This is a genomic window from Telluria sp. ZB4P36 (assembly GCF_059685865.1).
The window spans coordinates 156,179-174,513 of record NZ_JCASIE010000001.1 but is presented as its reverse complement, the minus strand read 5'-3'; the positions used below and the strand labels follow the sequence as shown (position 1 = coordinate 174,513).

At 66.4% G+C, this 18,335-nt stretch carries 19 protein-coding genes; 9 read left to right on the top strand and 10 right to left on the bottom strand.

Annotated elements, in window-relative coordinates:
* Positions 1-24: 24 nt before the first annotated feature.
* Together AC56LK_RS00845 and AC56LK_RS00840 are read right to left on the bottom strand one after the other, a co-directional pair.
* On the bottom strand, positions 25-1,209 hold the full coding sequence (locus tag AC56LK_RS00845) for an esterase/lipase family protein (RefSeq protein WP_497182679.1): 1,185 nt from the start codon (positions 1,207-1,209) through the stop codon (positions 25-27).
* Between the two features lie 101 nt (positions 1,210-1,310).
* Complete coding sequence (locus tag AC56LK_RS00840) at positions 1,311-2,570, bottom strand: dienelactone hydrolase family protein (protein WP_497182678.1); 1,260 nt, start codon at positions 2,568-2,570, stop codon at positions 1,311-1,313.
* 234 nt (positions 2,571-2,804) lie between these two features.
* Here AC56LK_RS00840 and AC56LK_RS00835 point away from each other — a divergent pair, with 234 nt between their 5' ends.
* Genes AC56LK_RS00835 through AC56LK_RS00820 form a run of 4 tightly spaced genes read left to right on the top strand, consistent with a single transcriptional unit; the run spans position 2,805 to position 7,525 of the window.
* Positions 2,805-4,475, top strand: coding sequence for an MFS transporter (locus tag AC56LK_RS00835; RefSeq protein WP_497182677.1), 1,671 nt, complete (start codon positions 2,805-2,807; stop codon positions 4,473-4,475).
* Position 4,476: 1 nt separating this feature from the next.
* On the top strand, positions 4,477-5,562 hold the full coding sequence (locus tag AC56LK_RS00830) for an HlyD family secretion protein (protein ID WP_497182676.1): 1,086 nt from the start codon (positions 4,477-4,479) through the stop codon (positions 5,560-5,562).
* A complete protein-coding gene (locus AC56LK_RS00825) occupies positions 5,559-6,926 on the top strand; it encodes an efflux transporter outer membrane subunit (RefSeq protein WP_497182675.1) in 1,368 nt (455 codons plus the stop codon). The genes AC56LK_RS00830 and AC56LK_RS00825 overlap by 4 nt, the downstream gene beginning before the upstream one ends.
* Entirely contained in the window at positions 6,923-7,525 is a 603-nt protein-coding gene (locus tag AC56LK_RS00820; RefSeq protein ID WP_497182674.1) for a tRNA-uridine aminocarboxypropyltransferase, read from the top strand. The genes AC56LK_RS00825 and AC56LK_RS00820 overlap by 4 nt, the downstream gene beginning before the upstream one ends.
* A gap of 178 nt (positions 7,526-7,703) precedes the next feature.
* Here the strand turns inward: AC56LK_RS00820 and AC56LK_RS00815 are convergent, their stop codons facing one another.
* The 3 genes from AC56LK_RS00815 to AC56LK_RS00805 form a co-directional block, all read right to left on the bottom strand.
* Positions 7,704-7,922: a hypothetical protein gene (locus AC56LK_RS00815; RefSeq protein WP_497182673.1), complete on the bottom strand. Its 219-nt coding sequence runs from the start codon at positions 7,920-7,922 to the stop codon at positions 7,704-7,706.
* Between the two features lie 89 nt (positions 7,923-8,011).
* Positions 8,012-8,422 carry a lysozyme inhibitor LprI family protein gene (locus AC56LK_RS00810; protein WP_497183034.1) on the bottom strand — a complete coding sequence of 137 codons (411 nt, stop codon included), beginning with the start codon at positions 8,420-8,422 and terminating at the stop codon, positions 8,012-8,014.
* Between the two features lie 174 nt (positions 8,423-8,596).
* The gene (locus tag AC56LK_RS00805; protein ID WP_497182672.1) at positions 8,597-8,962 is read right to left on the bottom strand and encodes a DUF6794 domain-containing protein; all 366 of its coding nucleotides are present in this window, start codon (positions 8,960-8,962) and stop codon (positions 8,597-8,599) included.
* 363 nt (positions 8,963-9,325) lie between these two features.
* On the opposite strand from AC56LK_RS00805, the gene AC56LK_RS00800 reads away from it, so the two are divergent.
* Entirely contained in the window at positions 9,326-10,456 is a 1,131-nt protein-coding gene (locus tag AC56LK_RS00800; protein WP_497183033.1) for a PA0069 family radical SAM protein, read from the top strand.
* 27 nt (positions 10,457-10,483) lie between these two features.
* Here AC56LK_RS00800 and AC56LK_RS00795 read toward each other — a convergent pair whose 3' ends face one another.
* Positions 10,484-10,954: a YciI family protein gene (locus AC56LK_RS00795; RefSeq protein ID WP_497182671.1), complete on the bottom strand. Its 471-nt coding sequence runs from the start codon at positions 10,952-10,954 to the stop codon at positions 10,484-10,486.
* A gap of 112 nt (positions 10,955-11,066) precedes the next feature.
* Positions 11,067-12,005 carry a helix-turn-helix domain-containing protein gene (locus AC56LK_RS00790; RefSeq protein WP_497182670.1) on the bottom strand — a complete coding sequence of 313 codons (939 nt, stop codon included), beginning with the start codon at positions 12,003-12,005 and terminating at the stop codon, positions 11,067-11,069.
* Between the two features lie 87 nt (positions 12,006-12,092).
* On the opposite strand from AC56LK_RS00790, the gene AC56LK_RS00785 reads away from it, so the two are divergent.
* On the top strand, positions 12,093-13,499 hold the full coding sequence (locus tag AC56LK_RS00785) for a cytochrome P450 (protein ID WP_497182669.1): 1,407 nt from the start codon (positions 12,093-12,095) through the stop codon (positions 13,497-13,499).
* 19 nt (positions 13,500-13,518) lie between these two features.
* Here AC56LK_RS00785 and AC56LK_RS00780 read toward each other — a convergent pair whose 3' ends face one another.
* Positions 13,519-14,115, bottom strand: coding sequence for a gamma-glutamylcyclotransferase (locus AC56LK_RS00780; protein WP_497182668.1), 597 nt, complete (start codon positions 14,113-14,115; stop codon positions 13,519-13,521).
* A 21-nt stretch (positions 14,116-14,136) separates the two neighbouring features.
* Positions 14,137-15,036, bottom strand: a complete 900-nt coding sequence (locus tag AC56LK_RS00775) for a LysR family transcriptional regulator (RefSeq protein WP_497182667.1) — start codon at positions 15,034-15,036, stop codon at positions 14,137-14,139.
* Between the two features lie 96 nt (positions 15,037-15,132).
* Between AC56LK_RS00775 and AC56LK_RS00770 the strand changes: the two genes are divergently transcribed.
* Positions 15,133-16,158, top strand: a complete 1,026-nt coding sequence (locus AC56LK_RS00770; RefSeq protein WP_497182666.1) for a fumarylacetoacetate hydrolase family protein — start codon at positions 15,133-15,135, stop codon at positions 16,156-16,158.
* Positions 16,155-16,799: a maleylacetoacetate isomerase gene (gene maiA / locus AC56LK_RS00765; RefSeq protein ID WP_497182665.1), complete on the top strand. Its 645-nt coding sequence runs from the start codon at positions 16,155-16,157 to the stop codon at positions 16,797-16,799. The genes AC56LK_RS00770 and maiA overlap by 4 nt, the downstream gene beginning before the upstream one ends.
* 44 nt (positions 16,800-16,843) lie before the next feature.
* Here maiA and AC56LK_RS00760 read toward each other — a convergent pair whose 3' ends face one another.
* Entirely contained in the window at positions 16,844-17,290 is a 447-nt protein-coding gene (locus tag AC56LK_RS00760) for a CBS domain-containing protein (protein ID WP_497182664.1), read from the bottom strand.
* A 144-nt stretch (positions 17,291-17,434) separates the two neighbouring features.
* Here AC56LK_RS00760 and AC56LK_RS00755 point away from each other — a divergent pair, with 144 nt between their 5' ends.
* Positions 17,435-18,205: a uracil-DNA glycosylase family protein gene (locus AC56LK_RS00755; protein ID WP_497182663.1), complete on the top strand. Its 771-nt coding sequence runs from the start codon at positions 17,435-17,437 to the stop codon at positions 18,203-18,205.
* Positions 18,206-18,335 lie beyond the last annotated feature (130 nt).

The window sequence follows — 18,335 nt, the reverse complement described above, 5'->3', positions numbered from 1 at the left end:
ATGGCGGGGACCGAGGCGCGGCATCTACAGGTCAAAGATAATGTCGCTGATCCGCTCGTACAGCGGATTCGCCGAGGGCCCCGGATTCGGCCAGTTCAGGATATCGAAGTGGTCGTACCCCCGGTAATTCCCCAGGAAGTTCCACGCCCCCTTTACCGACTTGCCGTCGTAGTCCCGCACCGCATGCCCCGCCGGCGCGCGCATGCTGGCGGTATTCACCACCCCGTCGTTGGCGAACCACTCGCTGTCGATGTGCACCCGTCCCGCACCCTGCTGGGTATAGCCGCCCAGGCCGTTCTGCAGCACCGACGGCACGATCCATTCGCCCGCCGTGCCCTTGAAGGCCGGGATCATGTCGAGCCGCGGATACTGGTAGAAGGTGGTCTGCACCGGCGCGATCACGCGGTCGGTGCCGTTGCAGCACCAGCTGCCGGCTTCGGTCGCCACCGTCCCCACCGAGAACCAGTAGATGTGCGGCGAGGTGCGCGCCCAGGCGTTGAAGTCGCGCGCGCCGTCCGGCGACATCTCCCAGGTGGCCCAGCGGTGTTTCAGGAGCTCGCCGAGCGGCGTCTGCAGGGGCGGGGCCACGTTCAGCACGGCGTCGGCGAAGGTGGTGCCGTTGTGGGGCGTCGAGATCGTCGTCACGCTGCGCACCCAGCCGAGCTTGCCGCCCTTGAACAGGGTGTGACCGCCTTCGTCGTCGGGGGAGCCGTGTTCGAGCAGCTCGACCAGGGCGCGGATGGTGGTGCCGCCCTGGCTGTGGCCGATGAAGTGGAGCGGATGCCGCTCATCCCAGGAAGGATACAGCGCGAGCGGATGGTTGTCCGGATTGTTCTTCGGGTCGGCGGCCCAGCACTTGCCGGCGGGTTTCTGCTGCTGGCCCGGCAGGCCGACCTTGCGCACGTGGGCCGCGCCGTAGTCGACGCAGCCGCCCTTGATCTGGGCGTACAGGTCGGCGGCGCGGTCCCAGTTGGAATTGACCGGGCCGACCGCCGCCGCGAACACGGTGCGCGGCCCGCGGTAGACCTGCATGTGGGCGGCAATGTCGCCATAGCCGCCCCAGTAGTTGAAGCCGCTGTGCGCGAAGGTGCCAGGCCCGAAGCCGAGGAAGCCGTGGACCAGGATGACGGGATGGTTGTTGGCTGCGGGAGTGGGCACGCAGGTGCACAGCGCGGCCAGCGCGAGCAGGGCGTGGATGATGCGAAACATGCAATTCTCCGAGATGGCGTCAGGGCCATTGTCGGAGTTAGGGACGGGGCCCGGTTTGCGCTGTGTCGGATCGTAGGTGGGCGGTCGAGCCGCCCACCCTGTCAGTTCGTTGCCTTGTTCGAACCGATCGAGGTCGTCGGCGTCGAGTTGGCCGCATCCGCCACCGGCTGCGGCGCCGGCGTGACCGAGGCCGTGGCCGAGGTCTTCTCTGCCTGGCCGAGGTCGCCGTTCCACACGACGTAGTCGTCCACCGAGTACAGGCGGCACGGCTCCTTGCTCTTGGCGGTGCAGGTGGCCAGCGCGCGGCCGTCCGGGTCTTCGCCTTCTTCGGCCCAGGTCCAGGCGCCGCTCGGCGACACCGCGAAGGCGCGCGGGGTCATCTTGCTCAGGTATTCCTGGTAGGCGCGGCGGCCGTTCTCGGACAGGAAGGGCACGGCCTCGATGTCATCCACCTGCGCATAGTCGGTGCGCGCCGGGGTCGGCGGCGCCGGCACATCGTGGAGTACCTTGGTCGGCATGCCGATCTGGGCCAGGAAGCGCATGGTGTCGTCCAGCCATACTTTTTCGCCGTCGCGGCTGGCGAGCATGCCGTGCGAATCGCGCTTGAAGGCCGGGAACCCGACCAGGCGGCCGCGGCCGCCGGACTGTTCGAAGGCCGCGTGCATGCGGCCGGCCAGTTCGGGGCCGAACAGCGAGTCGTTTTCGCCATACATCCACAGGGTCGGCAGCTTGGCCTTGGCGCCGTACTCGGCGAAGGCCGACACCAGGGCAGAGCGCCAGGCGCAGCGGTCGCTGTCGTCGCGCAGGCCGCCGGCAAAATTGATCAGGCCGCGCACGCCCGGCTGTTCCCGGGTGCCGAGGGCGATGGTCGCCAGGCCGCCGTAGGACTGGCCGGCGACCACGATGCGGTTGGCGTCGACCCAGTTCTGCCGGCGCGCATAGGCCAGGGTGGCGGCGATGTCTTCCGCCTGGGCGTAGCCGTTGGCGGTCATGTTGCAGCCGTAGTCGCGGTAACGGCCGGTTGAATTCGCGAAACCCTGGCGCATCGGAACCATCACCGCATAGCCGCGTTTCACGAAGGCGGTGGCCATGTGGTAGAAGCGGTCGCGCGGCTGCAGGTTCGGGCGGCCCGGATCCTTGCCGTGGTTGATGATGATGAGCGGGAAGGGGCCCGGGCCGTTCGGCTGGAACACGGTCGTTTCGAGCATGGCGCGGCCCTGCGGGCCGGCAGGCACCTGCTCGATGTGTTCGTTCATGCGGTGATCAAGTTGCAACTCCTGCTGCACGGCGATCCCGGGGATCATGGCGGCGGCGGCCAGGGCGGCGGCCAGCAGGTTGCGGAGCGTGAAGCGTGGGACCATGTTGACTGTCTCGACTACGTACCGGGTGAAACAAAATACGGAACAATTTCCGCATGGCATAAATTGATTCTAGGTATGTAGAAAAGGCAGGGCAATACTCGTTATAGCAATTCCAGAAGTAAATTTTCGTGGCGTGACAAAGTGACTACGCCATTGTTGTGTTCGTGGCCATCCGACGCGGTTTTTCGTGAACGGTTATCATGCGAAGCTTGCAAGAAAAGGGAGAATGATCGGATGAGCAAGTACGCGCCGCGCGAGTGGGCGCCCGATGAGAAGCCGATGCTTCCGGGCTCGCCCTCCACGCCGGCCCATCCGACCCCGCTGCGTTTCGCCTACCTCTTCGTCGGCATCCTGATTACCATCACGGGTGGCCTCGGCAATGCCCTGGTCGCGGTCAACCTGGTCAATCTGCAGGGCACGCTCGGCGCCTATTCCACCGGGACCGCCTGGCTGCCGGCCGCCTACGTGATGGCGAATGCCTCCATGAACCTGCTGCTGGTGAAGTTCCGCCAGCAGTTCGGGCTGCGCCTGTTCACCGAGTTCTTCCTGGTGCTGTACGCGCTGGTGACCTTCGCCCACCTGTTCGTCAACGATCTCGGCTCGGCCATCGCGGTGCGCGCCGCGCACGGCATGCTGGCGGCGGCGGTGTCGCCGCTCGGCCTGTATTACGTGCTGCAGGCCTTCAAGAAGGAATGGCGGCTGCGCGGCGTGGCACTGGCGCTGGGCTGCGCCCAGCTGGCGCTGCCGCTGGCCTACATCTTTTCCAACGACCTGCTGCAGATCGCCGAATGGCGCGGCCTGTACATGTTCGAGCTGGGCCTGGCCGTGGTCTCGCTCGGCGCGGTGCTGTTGCTGAAACTGCCGCCGGGCGACCGGCTCAAGGCCTTCCGGCCGATGGACTTCGTCACCTTCGTCCTGTTCGCACCCGGCATGGCGCTGCTGTGCGCGGCGCTGAGTTTCGGCCGCGTGCTGTGGTGGTTCGAAGCGCCCTGGATCGGCGCCGCGCTCGCCGCTGCGATCGTCCTGCTGGCCGCGGCCCTGTGCGTCGAACACAACCGCGCCAACCCGCTGCTGAATTTGCGCTGGTTCACCAACGCGAACATCCTGCGCCTGGCGCTGTCGATGGTCCTGGTGCGCATCGTCCTGTCCGAACAGAGCGTCGGCGCGGTCGGCTTCCTGCGCCTGGTGGGCCTGGATAACGACCAGCTGCAGACCCTGTACGGCATCGTGCTGTGCGCGACCATCGCCGGCATCGTGGTCTCGGCGCTGACGGTCAACGTCAAGCACCTGATGGCGCCGCAGGTCGTCTCGCTCCTGATCATGGCGCTCGGCGCCTGGCTCGACGCCCACGCCACCAACCAGACCCGCCCGGAACAGATGTACCTGAGCCAGAGCCTGCTCGCCTTCGGCGGCACGCTCTTCCTCGGACCGCTGGTGATCTCGCTGATCGGCACCGTGATCGCCAATCCGGCCAACCTGATCAGCTTCTCGGTGCTGTTCGGCCTGACGCAGAACCTGGGCGGCCTGCTCGGTTCCGCCATCGTCGGCAGCTTCCAGGTATTCCGCGAAAAATATCACTCTTCCATCATCGTCGAGCACCTCAGCAGCCTCGATCCGCTGGTGGCCGGCCGCATCCAGCAAGGCGCCGCCGCCGCCGGCCAGCTGCTGGCCGATCCGGCCGCGCGCATCCGCCAGGGCGTCGCTTCGCTGGCCGCGAGCGCCACGCGCGAGGCCAACATCCTGGCCTACAACGACGTCTTCCTGGTCCTGTCCGTACTCGCCGCCGCCAGCGCAGCATGGATCTTCCTGCACGCCGTGTGGCAGCATTTCTTCCCCGTCCCCCAGGCCGTGCCGGCGCCGCCGCCGCCCGGGGCGTCGCCACCACCCGAACCCGTCACCGACTGATATGCCCGAACCATCCACGTCTCCCGCCAGCCCACGTTCGCGCCGCATCCTGCTGAGCGCGCTCGCCTTCGGCGCCATCGCCCTGGCCGGCGTGCTGGTGGTGCTGTATGCCTGGAAGCTGCCGCCCTTCCGCACCACGCTGCAGAGTACCGAGAACGCCCTGGTGCGCGGGCAGGTGACCATCATCAGCCCGCAGCTGAGCGGCTACGTGGTGGAGGTGGCGGTGCAGGACTTCCAGACGGTGCGCAAGGGCGAACTGCTGGTGCGCATCGACGACCGCATCCCGACCCAGCGGCTGGAGCAGGCGCGTGCGGAACTGGCCACGCGCCGCGCCGCGCTCGAGAACTACGCGCAGACCAATCGCAGCGCCCAGGCCACGATCGCGCAGAACCAGGCGACGCTGGCTTCCAGCGAGGCTCAGGCGCGCCGCGCCGAGGCCGACCTGCGCCGGGTGGAGGAGCTGGCGGCCGACGGCTCGCTGTCGGCGCGCGAACGCGATGCCGCGCGCGCCGCCCGCGCCCAGGCGGTGGCGGCACGCGATCAGGCCAGGGCGGCGCTCGAGATCGCACGCCAGAACCTGCGTTCGGTGGGCGTGAGCCGCGCGTCGCTCGACGCCGCGGTGGCGAACGCCGAAGCGCAGGTGCGGCTGGCCGAGATCGAGCTGTCGAACACCCGCATCCTGGCGCCGCGCGACGGCCAGCTGGGGCAGGTGACGGTGCGCGAGGGCGCGTTCGTGAACGCCGGCGCCCAGCTCACGGCCCTGGTGCCGGAGCAGTTCTGGATCATCGCCAACATGAAGGAAACGCAGATGGCCGACGTGCGCCTGGGCCAGCCGGTGCGCTTCACGGTGGACGCGCTGAACAACGCCAGCCTGCGCGGCCACGTGGAGCGGATCGCGCCGGCTACCGGCTCCGAGTTCTCGGTGATCACGCCGGATAACGCGACCGGTAACTTCGTCAAGATCGCCCAGCGCATCCCGGTGCGGATCAGCATCGACCCGGACCAGCCGCTGGCCCGGCGCCTGCGGCCGGGCATGTCGGTGGTGGCCACGATCGACACGGCGTCCGCACGCAAGGATGCGCAATGAGGGCGGCCTGTCTCGCAGCGCTGCTGTTGGCCGGCTGCGCGATGACGCCCCAGCCGGCGCCCGCGCCAACCCTGCAGGTACCGCCCGCGTGGCGCACTGCGTCCACCCACGACGCTGCCGTCGCGCGCGAGTGGTGGAAGGCCTTCGGCGATCCGCAGCTGGACGCGCTGGTGCGGCGTGCGCTCGACAGCAATGGCGAGCTGCGCATCGCCCGTGCGCGCCTGCAGGAATACGCGGCGCGCGTGCGCGTTGCAGGCAGCGCGCAGCAGCCTTCTTTGAATTTTTCGTTTGCGCCGACGCGCGCCCGCGCCATCGGCCCGCTCGGCCAGCCGGTCGAGGTGACTTCGATCGTCGGTGCAGTGCAGGCGGCCTATGAGCTCGACCTGTTTGGACGCCTGGACAGCCTCACGCAGGCCGCGCGCTTCGAGTCCCTGTCGCAGGAAGCCGCGCTCGATGCGGCGGCGCTGTCGGTGGCGGCGAATACGGCGTCCGGGTATCTGAATCTGCTCGGCCTGGACGCCCAACTGAACCTGGCGCGTGAGACGCTGGCCTCGCGCGAGCGCTCGTTCGCGCTGGCGCGCCACCAGTTCGAGGTCGGCTACAGCTCGCGCCTGGAGATGTCGCAGGCCGAGGCCGAGCTGCACGCTACCCGCGGGGTGCTGCCGCAGCTGGAACGCGCGATCGCGCAGCAGGAACAGGCCCTGAATTTGCTGGTCGGTGAGAGCCCCGGCCCGGTGGCACGCGGACTGCCGCTGCCGGCGCTGCGCATGCCGGCGCCAGGCCCGGGCCTGCCGTCCGAACTCTTGCGGCGCCGTCCGGACATCGCACAGGCCGAGCGCGCGGTGGCCGCCAGTGACGCCAGCCTGGCGGCGGCGCGCGACCAGCTGCTGCCCTCGATCCGGCTGACGGCATCGCTCGGCGTGGAGGGCAACAGCGTGGCGCGCCTGCTGCGTTCCCCGGTCGAGCTGTGGAGCATCGGCGGCAGCGTTCTGGCGCCGCTGTTCGACGCCGGCCGCCTGCGCGCCCAGGCCGAGATCGCGGGAACGGCGCGCGACCGCGCCGTGTTCGCCTACGAGAACGTGGTGCGCGGCGCCTTTGCCGAGACCGAGAATGCGCTGGCCGCGATGGACGGACTGCGGCGCCAGTTGACGGAAGCCGAGGCGCGCCGCCTTGCCGCCAATGAGGTGCTGCGGGTGGCCCATAACCGCTACCGCAATGGCTATGCTTCCTACCTCGAGGAGCTGGACGCGCAGCGCAATGCTTTCAGCGCCGAGAACACGGTGCTGCAGCTGCGCGCCAGCCTGCTGGCGGCCCACGTCGACCTGTACCGCGCGCTGGGCGGCGGCTGGACGCCGGCATCATGAAGCGCGCGAGTTGCGCGACCTGCCTGCGTGCGCAGTCGGCCTGCATTTGCCGCTGGATCACGCGCGTCGAGGCACGTGCGGCGCTGCTGGTGCTGCAGCATCCGCTGGAGGTGAACAACGCCAAGAACAGCGCGCGCCTGCTGCACCTGAGCGTGGCAGGCAGCGTGCTGGCGGTGGGGGAGCGCTTCGATCCGGACCAGCTGTCCGCATTGCTGCATGCGGATGGGCGTGTGCCGGTGCTGCTGTATCCGGACACGCCGGGCGACGCCAACTTGCCGGCACCGCCTGCCCTCGAGCCCATCGACGCCGAGCGGCTGCGCCTGGTGGTGCTGGACGCGACCTGGCGCAAGAGCCGCAAGATGCTGTACCTGAACCCGGCCCTGCAAGGCCTGCCGCGGCTGGCGCTGCGCGAGGTCGCGCCGTCGAACTACCGGATTCGCAAGGCGCATGCGCCGCACCAGCTGTCCTCGCTGGAAGCGGCCGCGCTCGCGCTGGCCCAGCTGGAAGGAGAGGGCGAGGCGTTCAAGCCGCTGCTGGACGCCTTTGACGGCTTTGTGCGGCAACAAGCCGCCTTTATTCCCGCTGTAGCGGATGAATAGAATCGTCACGACGTGACCACGATGTCCTGAATCGACATGTGCACATCAGCGGACCACGTCGAAAAATTCCCACCAGCCCGATAAATCTTTGCGCCAGCGATCACATAGTGACCGAACAGAGCTATTAAATGGCACGAGTCTTAGTGTCCGCTTTCGACCCAGAGCAGACCTTGTCATTTCACGCTTCAGGCTTCGAAAACGGGTCAAGACTTGGGTGCTGAAGTCCAATTGGTCTGACGAGTCGATCATGAAGTTCCCACATCGTAGAACCTAAGCCACGCATAATATCGGTTCGCTCTGGTTCGCTCAGCTTATCGATGTCATGAGACAGGGCCACAAGTATTGCATTGGCGGACATGATTTTTTCCATCAATTCTTTAGCAGTACTGAAATCCATAGACGTCCTTGCTTTAAAGCCACTACACGTGAACAAATGTCCGCAATTGGCCGATAGCGGACCAAATCTATCATGGGCTAGTCGTCAAATTATCGTCCCGGACCATTCATTAGCAAAGCGTGCAGACTTCGGGTTCGTTCTTTCGTCTGCTCGGTTCTTCGAACGTTCGCATTTATAAACGCGCTGTCACCCCAGCATAGTCGGATGTTGAACTCGGCACATGCAAACTGTGCCTTCCAGTCAGCCTCGCGAAATGTCATCCACGATTTTTGAGCCGAAGCAAGCCTATCCAGGAAAACCGCGCTCTCAGCATACTTCTCAACGATACTCCAGTAGGTAGACTCCATCTCTTTCTCTGCAGCGACAAGGTCCTCGTATGCACAAGCATCCAGGTTAGGCTTGCTGCTTCCGCGATCACATCGAGGAAGTGCAGATGCTGACAAGTTACTGGCAAATAAAATACTGAGCAATATGAAAAATCTCAGTCCCCACCTTTTCATTGGGTTCACTCATCACCTCTAAAGTCTAGCGAATCAGGTCCGACGTTGGCCGTTTTCGGCCGTTCAGCGTATGTGCCTCTCGACCCTAAGCGGACGGTCCGACCAAATCAATCGGGCGGGCCAGTCGGAGAATCGTCACGTCAGGGTTCATGCTGTCGATAGGACCGGCTAGTTTTATTTATGCAATTCGTCCCACACAGCCGCCATGATGATGCCCGACGCATCATCTGGATGGCAAGGCTTGCCACAAGCCGACTCGAGAAGCTTCGTGTTGCCGCGCCAGAGACCGTAGTGGTTGCGGATGCCCGCTCCCCAGCTGTGGTGATATCGGATCAAGTCAGTTTTTTCCAACGCCTTAATGCGGTCGACTTCGGCGTCGGACATTGTCGATAGGATGTCCTTGACGGTCTCTTGCACAGTGGTCGGCCAATGCTTTGGGCCGAGCGGTTTGCTCGACGGCGCCTGGGCTAAAGCATGGCCAGTGAACATCATTACAACGGAGAGGACCGCGTAGGAATGGCAGGCGTTGGGTGATTTCATGATTGAAGAATTAAATGAACCCGAGCTGGGAAAATTCCGACAAGTAGCCTGATAAAGGATCAGAATACCAAGCGACGGCGTTTAGAAATGCGCAGTTTTCCACAGTTCAGATGTCCCCACTTTGGCCGATTGCGGACGTCCGTAAGCGAACAGTGTATGAGCGGAATTTTCATCAGAGCAAGTGACGTTTTAATCATCCGGTGAGAATCTTGTTCATCCAGTGGTGACTTTTCACTCTGCTCACCCGCGTGCTCTACTTGAAGCCTACGGGACAGCGGCGTACAATACTGTATAAATATACAGTATGGAGCCACCGTGCCCGATCGCAAACCCACCCAGCGCCAGTCCGTGGACGAGCAGCCCATGCTCGGCCCGCGTCCGCTCGCGCCGCATAAGGGGCGGGGTGCGGTGTCGAACGTGCAGGGCCGGTATGAAGTCAATGTCCGCGAAGAATTCGACGACGGTTGGGAGCGCGATGACGATGAGGCCGCCAGCATCAAGACCGTCGTCACCGACGAAGTCGCCAAGAGCATCCTCACCCGCAACACCTCGCCCGACATCCCCTTCAATGTCTCGTTGAATCCCTACAGGGGCTGCGAGCATGGCTGCATCTACTGTTTCGCGCGGCCGTCCCACAGCTATCTCGGCCTGTCGCCGGGGCTCGATTTCGAAAGCCGTTTATTCGCCAAGGTCAATGCAGTCGAGCTGCTGCGGCGCGAGCTGGCCAAGCCCGGCTACGTGCCCGAGCACATCGCCATCGGCGTCAACACCGACGCCTATCAACCCTGCGAGCGCGAACTGCGCCTGACGCGCCAGGTGCTGGAAGTGCTGCGCGAATGCCGGCATCCGGTCGGGCTGATCACCAAATCCTCGCTGATCGAACGCGACATCGACCTGATCGCGCCCATGGCCGAGCAGCGCCAGGCCTGCGCGGCCATTACCCTGACCACGCTCGACCCGGCCATTTCGCGCACCCTGGAACCGCGCGCGGCGGCGCCGGCACGCCGGTTGCGTACGATCCGCACCCTGACCGAGGCCGGCATCCCGGTGAGTGTGAGCGTGGCGCCCATCATTCCTTTCGTCACGGAGCCGGAGATCGAACGCATCCTGGAAGCGGCCCACGATGCCGGCGCCGTCGGCGCGCACTACACCGTGCTGCGCCTGCCCTGGGAAGTCAATCCGCTGTTCCAGGAATGGCTGCAAGCCCATTTCCCCGGCCGGGCGCAGCGGGTGATGAACCGCATTCGCGACCTGCGCGGCGGCAAGGACTACGACAGCGAGTTCGGCAAGCGCATGCAGGGGGAGGGCGTGTGGGCCGACCTGATACGCCAGCGTTTTACCAAGGCGGTCGACCGGCTCGGGATGGGCAACATTCGCGGACGCTTCGGCAGGCTCGATGGTTCGCAGTTCCGCAAGCCGCTGGTGGTGCCGGCTTCGGCACCGTCGTCCGTCAAAGGAGGCGGGAAGGCGGCGGGGCAGATGGACCTGTTTTAAGACCTAGCCCCGGCCGGCGCGAGGGACCTACTTCTTCTGGATCTTGTTGTGCACCTCGTTCACCATCATCACCCCGGCCGAGGCGAACAACTTGTGGTACTCGGCTTCCATCAGCCCGCTGATGATGACCGGGTCGGTGTCGACGAGGCGCTTGGCTTCCTCGATGTCGGGCGTGGCCATCACGAAGATGCCGCGGCGGCCTTCCTTGCCGTCCAGCGGGCCGGCCAGGGCCAGCTTCTTCTCGGCGGCGAGGCGGCCCATGTTGGCGAAGTGCCCCTCGAAGATTTTCGCGCGCTCGGCCTTGTCCTCGATTTTCTTCGGGCCGGTCTTCAGGATGACCAGCACGTAGCTGCGCATGCCGCGCTCGTCGGCGCCGAGCGACTTGGCCAGTGCGGCATCGTACTGCGGCGCCGGCTCGGCGGCCTTGGTTTGCGCGGTGGCCGGCCCCATCGCGAACAGCAGCGCACACCCCAACATGGTCAGCATTTTTCTGGACATTCCCGTTCTCCTGTTATGGCGCGCCCGCAGGCACGCGTATTGCAGGCAGCCCGCCTTGCGCGGCCCGCATCCCTGGCGATTCTAGCAAGCTTCTCGACGTCCGGGCCTGCCGTCAGACCCACAAACGATAGATCCAGAACGATTCGTCCTCGATGTAGCGGTCGGCGAATTCGGTCGGCGGAAATCCGCAGACCTGGCGGGTGACGCGGCTCAGGTGGGCCTGGTCCGAGAAACCCTCGTCCAGCGCCAGCGTGGCCCAGTCGAAGGGCTGGCCGTTCTCGTAGCGGTCGCGGGCGGCGAAGAACAGGCCTTCGGTGCGCGTCAGGCTTTGCCATTCGCGCAGCGAGCGCCCGCTGAAGGACTTGATGCGGCGCTCGACCTGGCGTGCGCTGTGGGTGCTGCGCCAGCCGTGCGCCTTCCAGGCCAGCCGCTGCACCCAGTGCCGCCCCATCTCGCGCAGCGAGGACCGCTCCAGCGGGCGCCCCTGCACGCTGCGCCAGCGCCGCCCGAGATGTTCTTCGAGCACGCGCAGGGCCGCCGCGTCGTCGGGCGCTTCCAGCAGGGCGAACAGGAAGGGCTGCCAGTCCGGCGCGAGCACCGTGTGCGCCGGCACGAAGCGGTCCTGCACCGCGGCGAGGTCGAGGCCGAACAGGGCCTGGGCCGCATCGGGCGGGAAACAGGCCATGTAGCCGCGGCCGCTCGTCGGGGACCAGGTCGCCAGCGGACGGGAAAAGCTGCCCGAGATCATCATGCGCGCGCCGAAAGGGCGCCAGCCGGCGTCGGGATCCACCAGGCCCATGTCCAGGTCGTGGAACCAGGACAGGGTCACGAGCGGCGAGGCGGGGAAGTGCGACAGCCGCTGCGGGTCGGACAGCACCAGGTGCCGGGTGTCGCGGCTGACCAGGGCCAGCAGCGCGCCCTGCAGCGCGGGCGGCGCCAGCAGCAGGCGGTCGATCGGATGCCCGCCCGCCGCGGCGGCGCGCGGGGCGCGGGCCTGCAACGGCGGGCAGCTTGACGTGGGCAGGAGGGTAGCGGCGCTGTCGGGGACCATGGTCTTGCAGTATAGGCAAGACCAGGACGCCTGTCGATGTCGTTTGGGTTCAAGACGCGAGCGGCGAAGCCGGGAAGAATGCAGGGCATGACGACCCCGACCTCGCCCCAATGCCCCTTCCAGGGCGGCGCCACGCCGCCGGCCAATCACCCCGACGGCGCCTGGCCGCCCGGCCCCCCGTCCGGCCTGACCGGATGGGGACTGATTGCGCGCATGGCGCGCGGCCTGCCTGCCGCGCTGCGCGCCTGGCGCAGCGACTACGGCAACCTGGTGCACCTGCGCATGTGGCCCGAGCACCAGCTGGTCGTGAGCGATCCGGCGCTGGTGCGCGAGCTGCTGGTGAACCACCATGACGCGCTGCTGCGCTGGGAGCGCGGTGTGCGCATCTTCGCCCAGACCCAGGGCCATAGCGTGATGATCGCGGAAGGCGCCGCCTGGCGTGCGAAACGCCAGGCGCTGCAGCCGGAGTTCGCGCCGCGTCCGGTGAAGGCCTTCGTCGATACCATCGCCGCGGCCACCGCGCGCGCGCTCGACGGCTGGACGGCCGCATCCGCCAGCCAGCCGATCGACAGCGCGCTGACCGCGCTCACCATGGACGTCATCATGCGCATGATGTTTTCCAGCGAGATCGGGGAAGACGCACGCGCGGCCGAAGCGGCGGTGCACGAGGCGCTCGTGATCGGCAACGCCGAGATGTACTGGCCGGCCAGCTGGCCGGACTGGATGCCCTGGAAGCGCCGCAAGCGTGCGATGCTGGCCACCCTGAAGGGCCTGATCGCGCGCCACGTGGAAGCGCGCCTCGCCCTGCCGGTCGAGGAGTGGCCGTCCGACCTGCTGGACCGCCTGCTGCGGCTGCACCGCGCCGACCCGGCCGCCTGGCCCTTGTCTGCGGTGCGCGACGAATGCATGACCGCCTTCCTGGCGGGCCACGAGACCACCGCCGCTACGCTGGCGTGGTGGGCCTGGTGCATGGCGGCCAATCCGGAGGCGCAGGAGAGCGCGCGGCGCGAAGTACGGTCCGTGCTGGGGGACAGGGCGCCGGGTGAGGCCGACCTGCCCGCGCTCGGCTACCTGGCGCAGACGCTCAATGAAACCCTGCGCCTGTACCCGTCCGCGCCGATCCTGATGAGCCGGCGCTCGACCCGCGAGATCGTGCTGGACGGCTGGACGGTGCCGGCGCGGACCATGTTCATGGTGCCGATCTTCCTGCTGCACGAGGATGCGCGCAGTTTTCCCGAGCCGCAGGCCTTCCGGCCGGAGCGCTTCGCCCCGGGTGCGCCGCCGATCCCGCGCGGCGCCTTCCTGCCTTTCGGGGCCGGGCCGCGCGTCTGTCTCGGCCAGCACCTGGCGCTGGCCGAGCTGACCGTGATCGCCGCCATGATCCTGCAGCGCTACACGCTGTCGGTGCCGGAAGGGCAGGGCGCGCCGGAGGCGGTGCAGAACATCTCGCTGCGGCCGCGGGCGCCGCTGCACCTGACGCTCACGCGGTGCTGATGCGTGGCGGGCCTCCCGCTCAATCCGCGGGGCTGGACGGCGCCGCCGCTTGCGCGATGAGCTCGGCGAGGTGGCGCTCGATTGCGTGCACGTGTTCGTCATGCTTGCCGAGCTCGCGCAGGGCCCGGGCCAGCGCCAGCAGGTATTCGCTGTTCGGGCCGCTCGGACCGCGCGCGGTGGCGATCTGGCGGGCGATGTCGCGCTCGCTGGCCGGACCGAGGAAGGCCGCATTCTCGTGGGTCGCGATGTAGACGATGCCTTCGGCGGCGCCGCCGCCCTCGAAGGCGATCTCGGTGGCCAGGCGCAGGTAGCCGTTTTTCTCGCGGTGGTCGAGGTGGGCGAATTCTTCCGGCGTGACCAGGTAGGCCATGCCGTGGCAGGTGACGCCCGCGTCCGGCACCAGGGTCACGACGCGCCCCGGGGCTTGTTCGGTGCCGCGGTGGTCGTGCGAACCCTGCCAGAAGCGGCGGCTCCAGCCCCGGATGCTGGCGGCACGGCGTTCGATGAAGGGGAAGTCGGCCTTGAAGATCAGGGAGCCGTAGCCGAACAGCCAGACGCTGGCGTGGCTGTCGAAGCGGTCCATCAGGCGGTTGATCTCGATGGTGTTCAGGGACATCTGCGAATTGTAGCGCGGCCGCTAGTCCTTTGCTGTCGTGACGAACTGTTCCAGGAAACCGATGAGGCTTTCCGCCGCCGGCGACAGCGAGCGTCCCGGACGCGTATAGATGAAGAAGCGGCGGCTCAGGACCGGCGCTTCCAGCGGGCGCATCACGAGGCCGTACAGCGCGGCCAGCGGCGCCGCGTAGGGCATGCACACCGTCACCCCGAGCCCGGTGGCGGCCATGGCCAGGGCCGTGGTCATGAAGGTGACTTCGTTGGCCGGCCTCACCGGGACCTCGCGCAGGGAGGCGTGGACGTCGTCGAGCAGGCGCTCGGTGAACTGGCCCCGCAGCGAGATCAGCGGATAGCGCGCGACGTCCTTCCAGCTGATGCGCTCCCGTCCTTCCAGCTCGTGACCCTTGGGGAAGACCAGCGCGAAGGGCATCTCGAACAGCAGCTGCGCATCGAGCGGCGGGGCCGGTTCGCGCTCCGGGCCGATGCCGAAGTCGGCCTCGCCCGATAGTACCCGCGCGATCACGCTTTCCACCGCCGTGTCGCCCAGCCGCACTTCGATCTCGGGGTGGAGCGCGCGGTAGGCTGCGATCGCCTGCGGCATCAGGGTGCAGGACAGCAACTGGGGCGCGGCGATGCGCACGATGCCTTTTTTTAGCTGGGTGTGGTCGGCGACGTTGGCCAGGGCGCCGTCGAGATCGTCGATCATCTGGCTGAACAGCGGGTAGAGCTCGCGCCCGATGTCGGTGAGCAGGGCGCGGCGGGTGCTGCGGTCGACGACCTTGGCGCCCAGGGTCTGTTCGAGCTCCTTGATCAAACCCGAGAGCGCGGATTGCGTCACATGCATGCTTTGGGCGGCGAGCGTAAAGTTACCCGTCTTGGCCAGGGCCACGAACGCGCGCATCTGGCGCAAAGTTGGATTCATAAGCTTATCTAATAAATCGGGCGAAAAATACTGTTTGAATGATAGTAGGTTTTGCTCTCTAATGGCGAAGAGTCATTATTTTGCAAAGGGAACCCCATGAAACTCGCCACCCTCAAGACCGGCGGCCGCGACGGCACGCTGGTCGTCGTCAGCCGCGACCTGGTCACTTGCCAGGCCGTCCCCAAGATCGCCCGCACCCTGCAGTGCGCGCTGGACAACTGGGAAGAAGTGGCGCCGCAGCTGAAGAAGGTGTACGAGCGCCTGAACGCCGGCACCGCCGACAAGGCCGAGTCCTTCATCGAGGAAGAATGCCACTCGCCGCTGCCGCGCGCCTACCAGTGGTGCGACGGTTCGGCCTACATCAACCACGTCGAGCTGGTGCGCAAGGCGCGCAATGCCGAGGTGCCGGAATCTTTCTATTCAGACCCGCTGATGTACCAGGGCGGCTCCGACTCCTTCGTCGGCCCCTGCGACCCGATCGCGGTGCTGTCGGAAGCGTGGGGCGTGGACCTGGAAGCCGAGGTGGCGGTGGTGACCGGCGACGTGCCGATGGGGGCCTCTAGCGAAGAGGCGGCCGCGGCGATCCGCCTGGTGATGCTGGTCAACGACGTCTCGCTGCGCAACCTGATCCCGAACGAGCTGGCCAAGGGTTTCGGCTTCTACCAGTCCAAGCCGGCCAGCGCCTTTGCGCCGGTGGCGGTGACGCCGGATGAGTTGGGCGAGGCCTGGGTGGATTCCAAGCTGCACCTGCCGCTGCTGGTGACCCTCAACGACCAGCCCTTCGGCCGTCCGAATGCGGGCGAGGACATGACCTTCAGCTTCGCCCAGCTGGTGGCGCATGCGGCCAAGACGCGTGAACTGGGCGCGGGCAGCATCATCGGCTCGGGCACGGTGTCGAACAAGCAGGGCAGCCTGCATGGCTCGAGCATCGCCAACGGTGGTGTCGGCTATTGCTGCCTGGCCGAGGTGCGCATGTACGAGACGATTGAACAGGGCAAGCCGGCGACGCCCTACCTGGCGTATGGTGACACCGTGCGCATCGAAATGGTCGACAAGGACGGCGCCAGCATCTTCGGCGCGATCGACCAGGAGGTCGCACGCTATCACAGGAGGCAGGCATGAAGCTCTACACCTATTTCCGCAGCTCGGCCGCATACCGGGTGCGCATTGCCCTGAACCTGAAAGGGCTGGACTACGAGGCGGTGCCGGTGCACCTGCTGCGCGACGGCGGCCAGCACCTGCTGGACCCCTACCTGGAAGTCAATCCGAGCGGCCTGGTGCCGGCCCTGGAGGACGATGCCATCGTCCTGAGCCAGTCGATGGCGATCATCGAGTACCTCGAAGAGGTGCACCCGATGGTGCCGCTGCTGCCCAGGGATGCGGTCGGACGGGCGCGCGTGCGCGAGCTGGCGCAGATCATCGCCTGCGACATCCACCCGATCTGCAACCTGCGCGTGCTGAAGTACCTGGTGAAGCACCTGGGGCAGCCGGAAGAAGCCAAGACCGACTGGTACCGCCACTGGGTCATCGAAGGCATGCGCTCGCTGGAAGCCCACCTGGCGCGCAACCCGGGCACCGGCAGCTTCTGCCACGGCGACACGCCGACCATCGCCGACTGCTTCCTGGTGCCGCAGGTGTTCAATGCGAAGCGCTTCGATATCGACGTGACGGCGTATCCGACCATCGCGCGCATCAATGACTTGTGTGTGGATTTGCCGGCGTTTAAGGCGGCGCATCCGAGTCAGCAGCTGGACGCGGAGTAATTGAAGCGGTGGGCGGCTGGGCCGCCTACCCTGAGCCCATCCTTTCAATGCCGCGTCTCTGACCGGTCCGGCTCCGACGGCGACGAAATCTCATCCAGTGCCTGGTCGGCCGACCCCTGCGACTTGGTCGCGATATCCCCCAGCGACACGATGCCCACCAGCTGCTTCGACTGCTCGTCGATCACCGGCACCCGGCGGATCTGCACGTCGCCCATCTTGTCCAGCACTTCGCCGACATCCTGGTTGCTGTAGCAGGTGCGCACATCGGTGCTCATCACGTCGCCGACGAAGCACTGGTCCGGCGACTGCCCGGCGGCCACCGAACGCACGGTGATGTCGCGGTCGGTGATCATGCCCACCAGGCGCTCGCCGTCGCACACGGGGATCGCGCCGACGTTCAGGTCATCCATCATCTGGGCCGCGCGCTGCACGGTTTCCTTCGGAGAGATCGTTTGGACGTCGGGCGTCATCACTTCACGAATCGTTTGCATGCTTCCTCCTGCTTGTTGGTGATTGGCCCGGGATCGGGCAGTGGGAAAATCATGCCTTGAATTGCCAAAAGCGGACGCTAGATTGACGGTGGGAATGCAGTCTGGCTGCGCTACAATCCCGCCTCCCCACGAATGCTAATCGCCATGTCCAAGCACCCGATTCCAGCCCCCCTCATCGCCGCCCTCGGCCGCGCCGACGCCTCCTGGCGCCCGGTCCTCGAAGCCGGCCTGCAGGCGGTCGCCGCTGCCGATCCCGCCTACCTGCCGGCGCTGGCCGTCGACGACTACCTGCCCACCGAAGGCCGCATCTTCGCCGCCTTTTCCCAGCCGCTGGACAAGGTGAAGCACGTGCTGGTGGGGGAGGGGCCTTACCCGCGCGCCGAGAGCGCGACCGGGGTGTGTTTCATGGACGGGGCGGTGGGCGCGCTGTGGTCGGAGACCGGACTGTCGAAGCCGGTCAACCGAGCCACCTCGCTGCGCAACTTCATGAAGATGCTGCTGGTGGCAAACGGTCAGCTGCAAGCGGAGGACACCGGCGGCAGCGCCATGGTGCCGGTCGCACAGGCAGCCCGCACGAATGGTTCGATCCAGACCCTGGCCCAGCTGCAGGACAATCTGCTCGGCCACGGCTTCCTGCTGCTGAATGCGGCGCTGGTGTTCCGCAAGCACGTGCCGCCCGCTATTGACGCCCGTGCCTGGCTGCCTTTCCTGCAGACGGTGCTGGCGGCGCTGGCGAACCAGCCGCAACCGCCGACGCTGGTGCTGTGGGGAAAGATTGCCGAGCAGTTAAAGAAATTGCCGGAGGCGGGGCGGCTGCCGCAGATCCATGCCGAGCATCCCTACAACCTCTCGTTCATCCAGCACAGGGGGATGCAGGAGCTGTTCGGGCCGATGGAATTGTTGCGACTGCGATAAGGTTGCCTGGAGGCGCGGGCACCATGCGGTTTTGGGGGCCTCCAAGACAAGCCAGTCAGGATTTGCTATACTTGACTAAATCGATCAACTAATCGGCTTATCCAGACAGCAGCACTCGACAGAATTGATT

Excerpts from the sequence above, each read along its gene's own strand:
- AC56LK_RS00785 (WP_497182669.1), top strand. The coding sequence starts at position 12,093 with ATGACGACCCCGACCTCGCCCCAATGCCCCTTCCAGGGCGGCGCCACG.
- AC56LK_RS00790 (WP_497182670.1), bottom strand. The coding sequence starts at position 12,005 with ATGGTCCCCGACAGCGCCGCTACCCTCCTGCCCACGTCAAGCTGCCCG.
- AC56LK_RS00760 (WP_497182664.1), bottom strand. The coding sequence starts at position 17,290 with ATGCAAACGATTCGTGAAGTGATGACGCCCGACGTCCAAACGATCTCT.
- AC56LK_RS00845 (WP_497182679.1), bottom strand. The coding sequence starts at position 1,209 with ATGTTTCGCATCATCCACGCCCTGCTCGCGCTGGCCGCGCTGTGCACC.
- maiA (WP_497182665.1), top strand. The coding sequence starts at position 16,155 with ATGAAGCTCTACACCTATTTCCGCAGCTCGGCCGCATACCGGGTGCGC.
- AC56LK_RS00780 (WP_497182668.1), bottom strand. The coding sequence starts at position 14,115 with ATGTCCCTGAACACCATCGAGATCAACCGCCTGATGGACCGCTTCGAC.
- AC56LK_RS00770 (WP_497182666.1), top strand. The coding sequence starts at position 15,133 with ATGAAACTCGCCACCCTCAAGACCGGCGGCCGCGACGGCACGCTGGTC.
- AC56LK_RS00775 (WP_497182667.1), bottom strand. The coding sequence starts at position 15,036 with ATGAATCCAACTTTGCGCCAGATGCGCGCGTTCGTGGCCCTGGCCAAG.
- AC56LK_RS00795 (WP_497182671.1), bottom strand. The coding sequence starts at position 10,954 with ATGTCCAGAAAAATGCTGACCATGTTGGGGTGTGCGCTGCTGTTCGCG.
- AC56LK_RS00815 (WP_497182673.1), bottom strand. The coding sequence starts at position 7,922 with ATGGATTTCAGTACTGCTAAAGAATTGATGGAAAAAATCATGTCCGCC.
- AC56LK_RS00810 (WP_497183034.1), bottom strand. The coding sequence starts at position 8,422 with ATGAAAAGGTGGGGACTGAGATTTTTCATATTGCTCAGTATTTTATTT.
- AC56LK_RS00835 (WP_497182677.1), top strand. The coding sequence starts at position 2,805 with ATGAGCAAGTACGCGCCGCGCGAGTGGGCGCCCGATGAGAAGCCGATG.
- AC56LK_RS00755 (WP_497182663.1), top strand. The coding sequence starts at position 17,435 with ATGTCCAAGCACCCGATTCCAGCCCCCCTCATCGCCGCCCTCGGCCGC.
- AC56LK_RS00830 (WP_497182676.1), top strand. The coding sequence starts at position 4,477 with ATGCCCGAACCATCCACGTCTCCCGCCAGCCCACGTTCGCGCCGCATC.
- AC56LK_RS00805 (WP_497182672.1), bottom strand. The coding sequence starts at position 8,962 with ATGAAATCACCCAACGCCTGCCATTCCTACGCGGTCCTCTCCGTTGTA.
- AC56LK_RS00800 (WP_497183033.1), top strand. The coding sequence starts at position 9,326 with ATGCTCGGCCCGCGTCCGCTCGCGCCGCATAAGGGGCGGGGTGCGGTG.
- AC56LK_RS00820 (WP_497182674.1), top strand. The coding sequence starts at position 6,923 with ATGAAGCGCGCGAGTTGCGCGACCTGCCTGCGTGCGCAGTCGGCCTGC.
- AC56LK_RS00825 (WP_497182675.1), top strand. The coding sequence starts at position 5,559 with ATGAGGGCGGCCTGTCTCGCAGCGCTGCTGTTGGCCGGCTGCGCGATG.
- AC56LK_RS00840 (WP_497182678.1), bottom strand. The coding sequence starts at position 2,570 with ATGGTCCCACGCTTCACGCTCCGCAACCTGCTGGCCGCCGCCCTGGCC.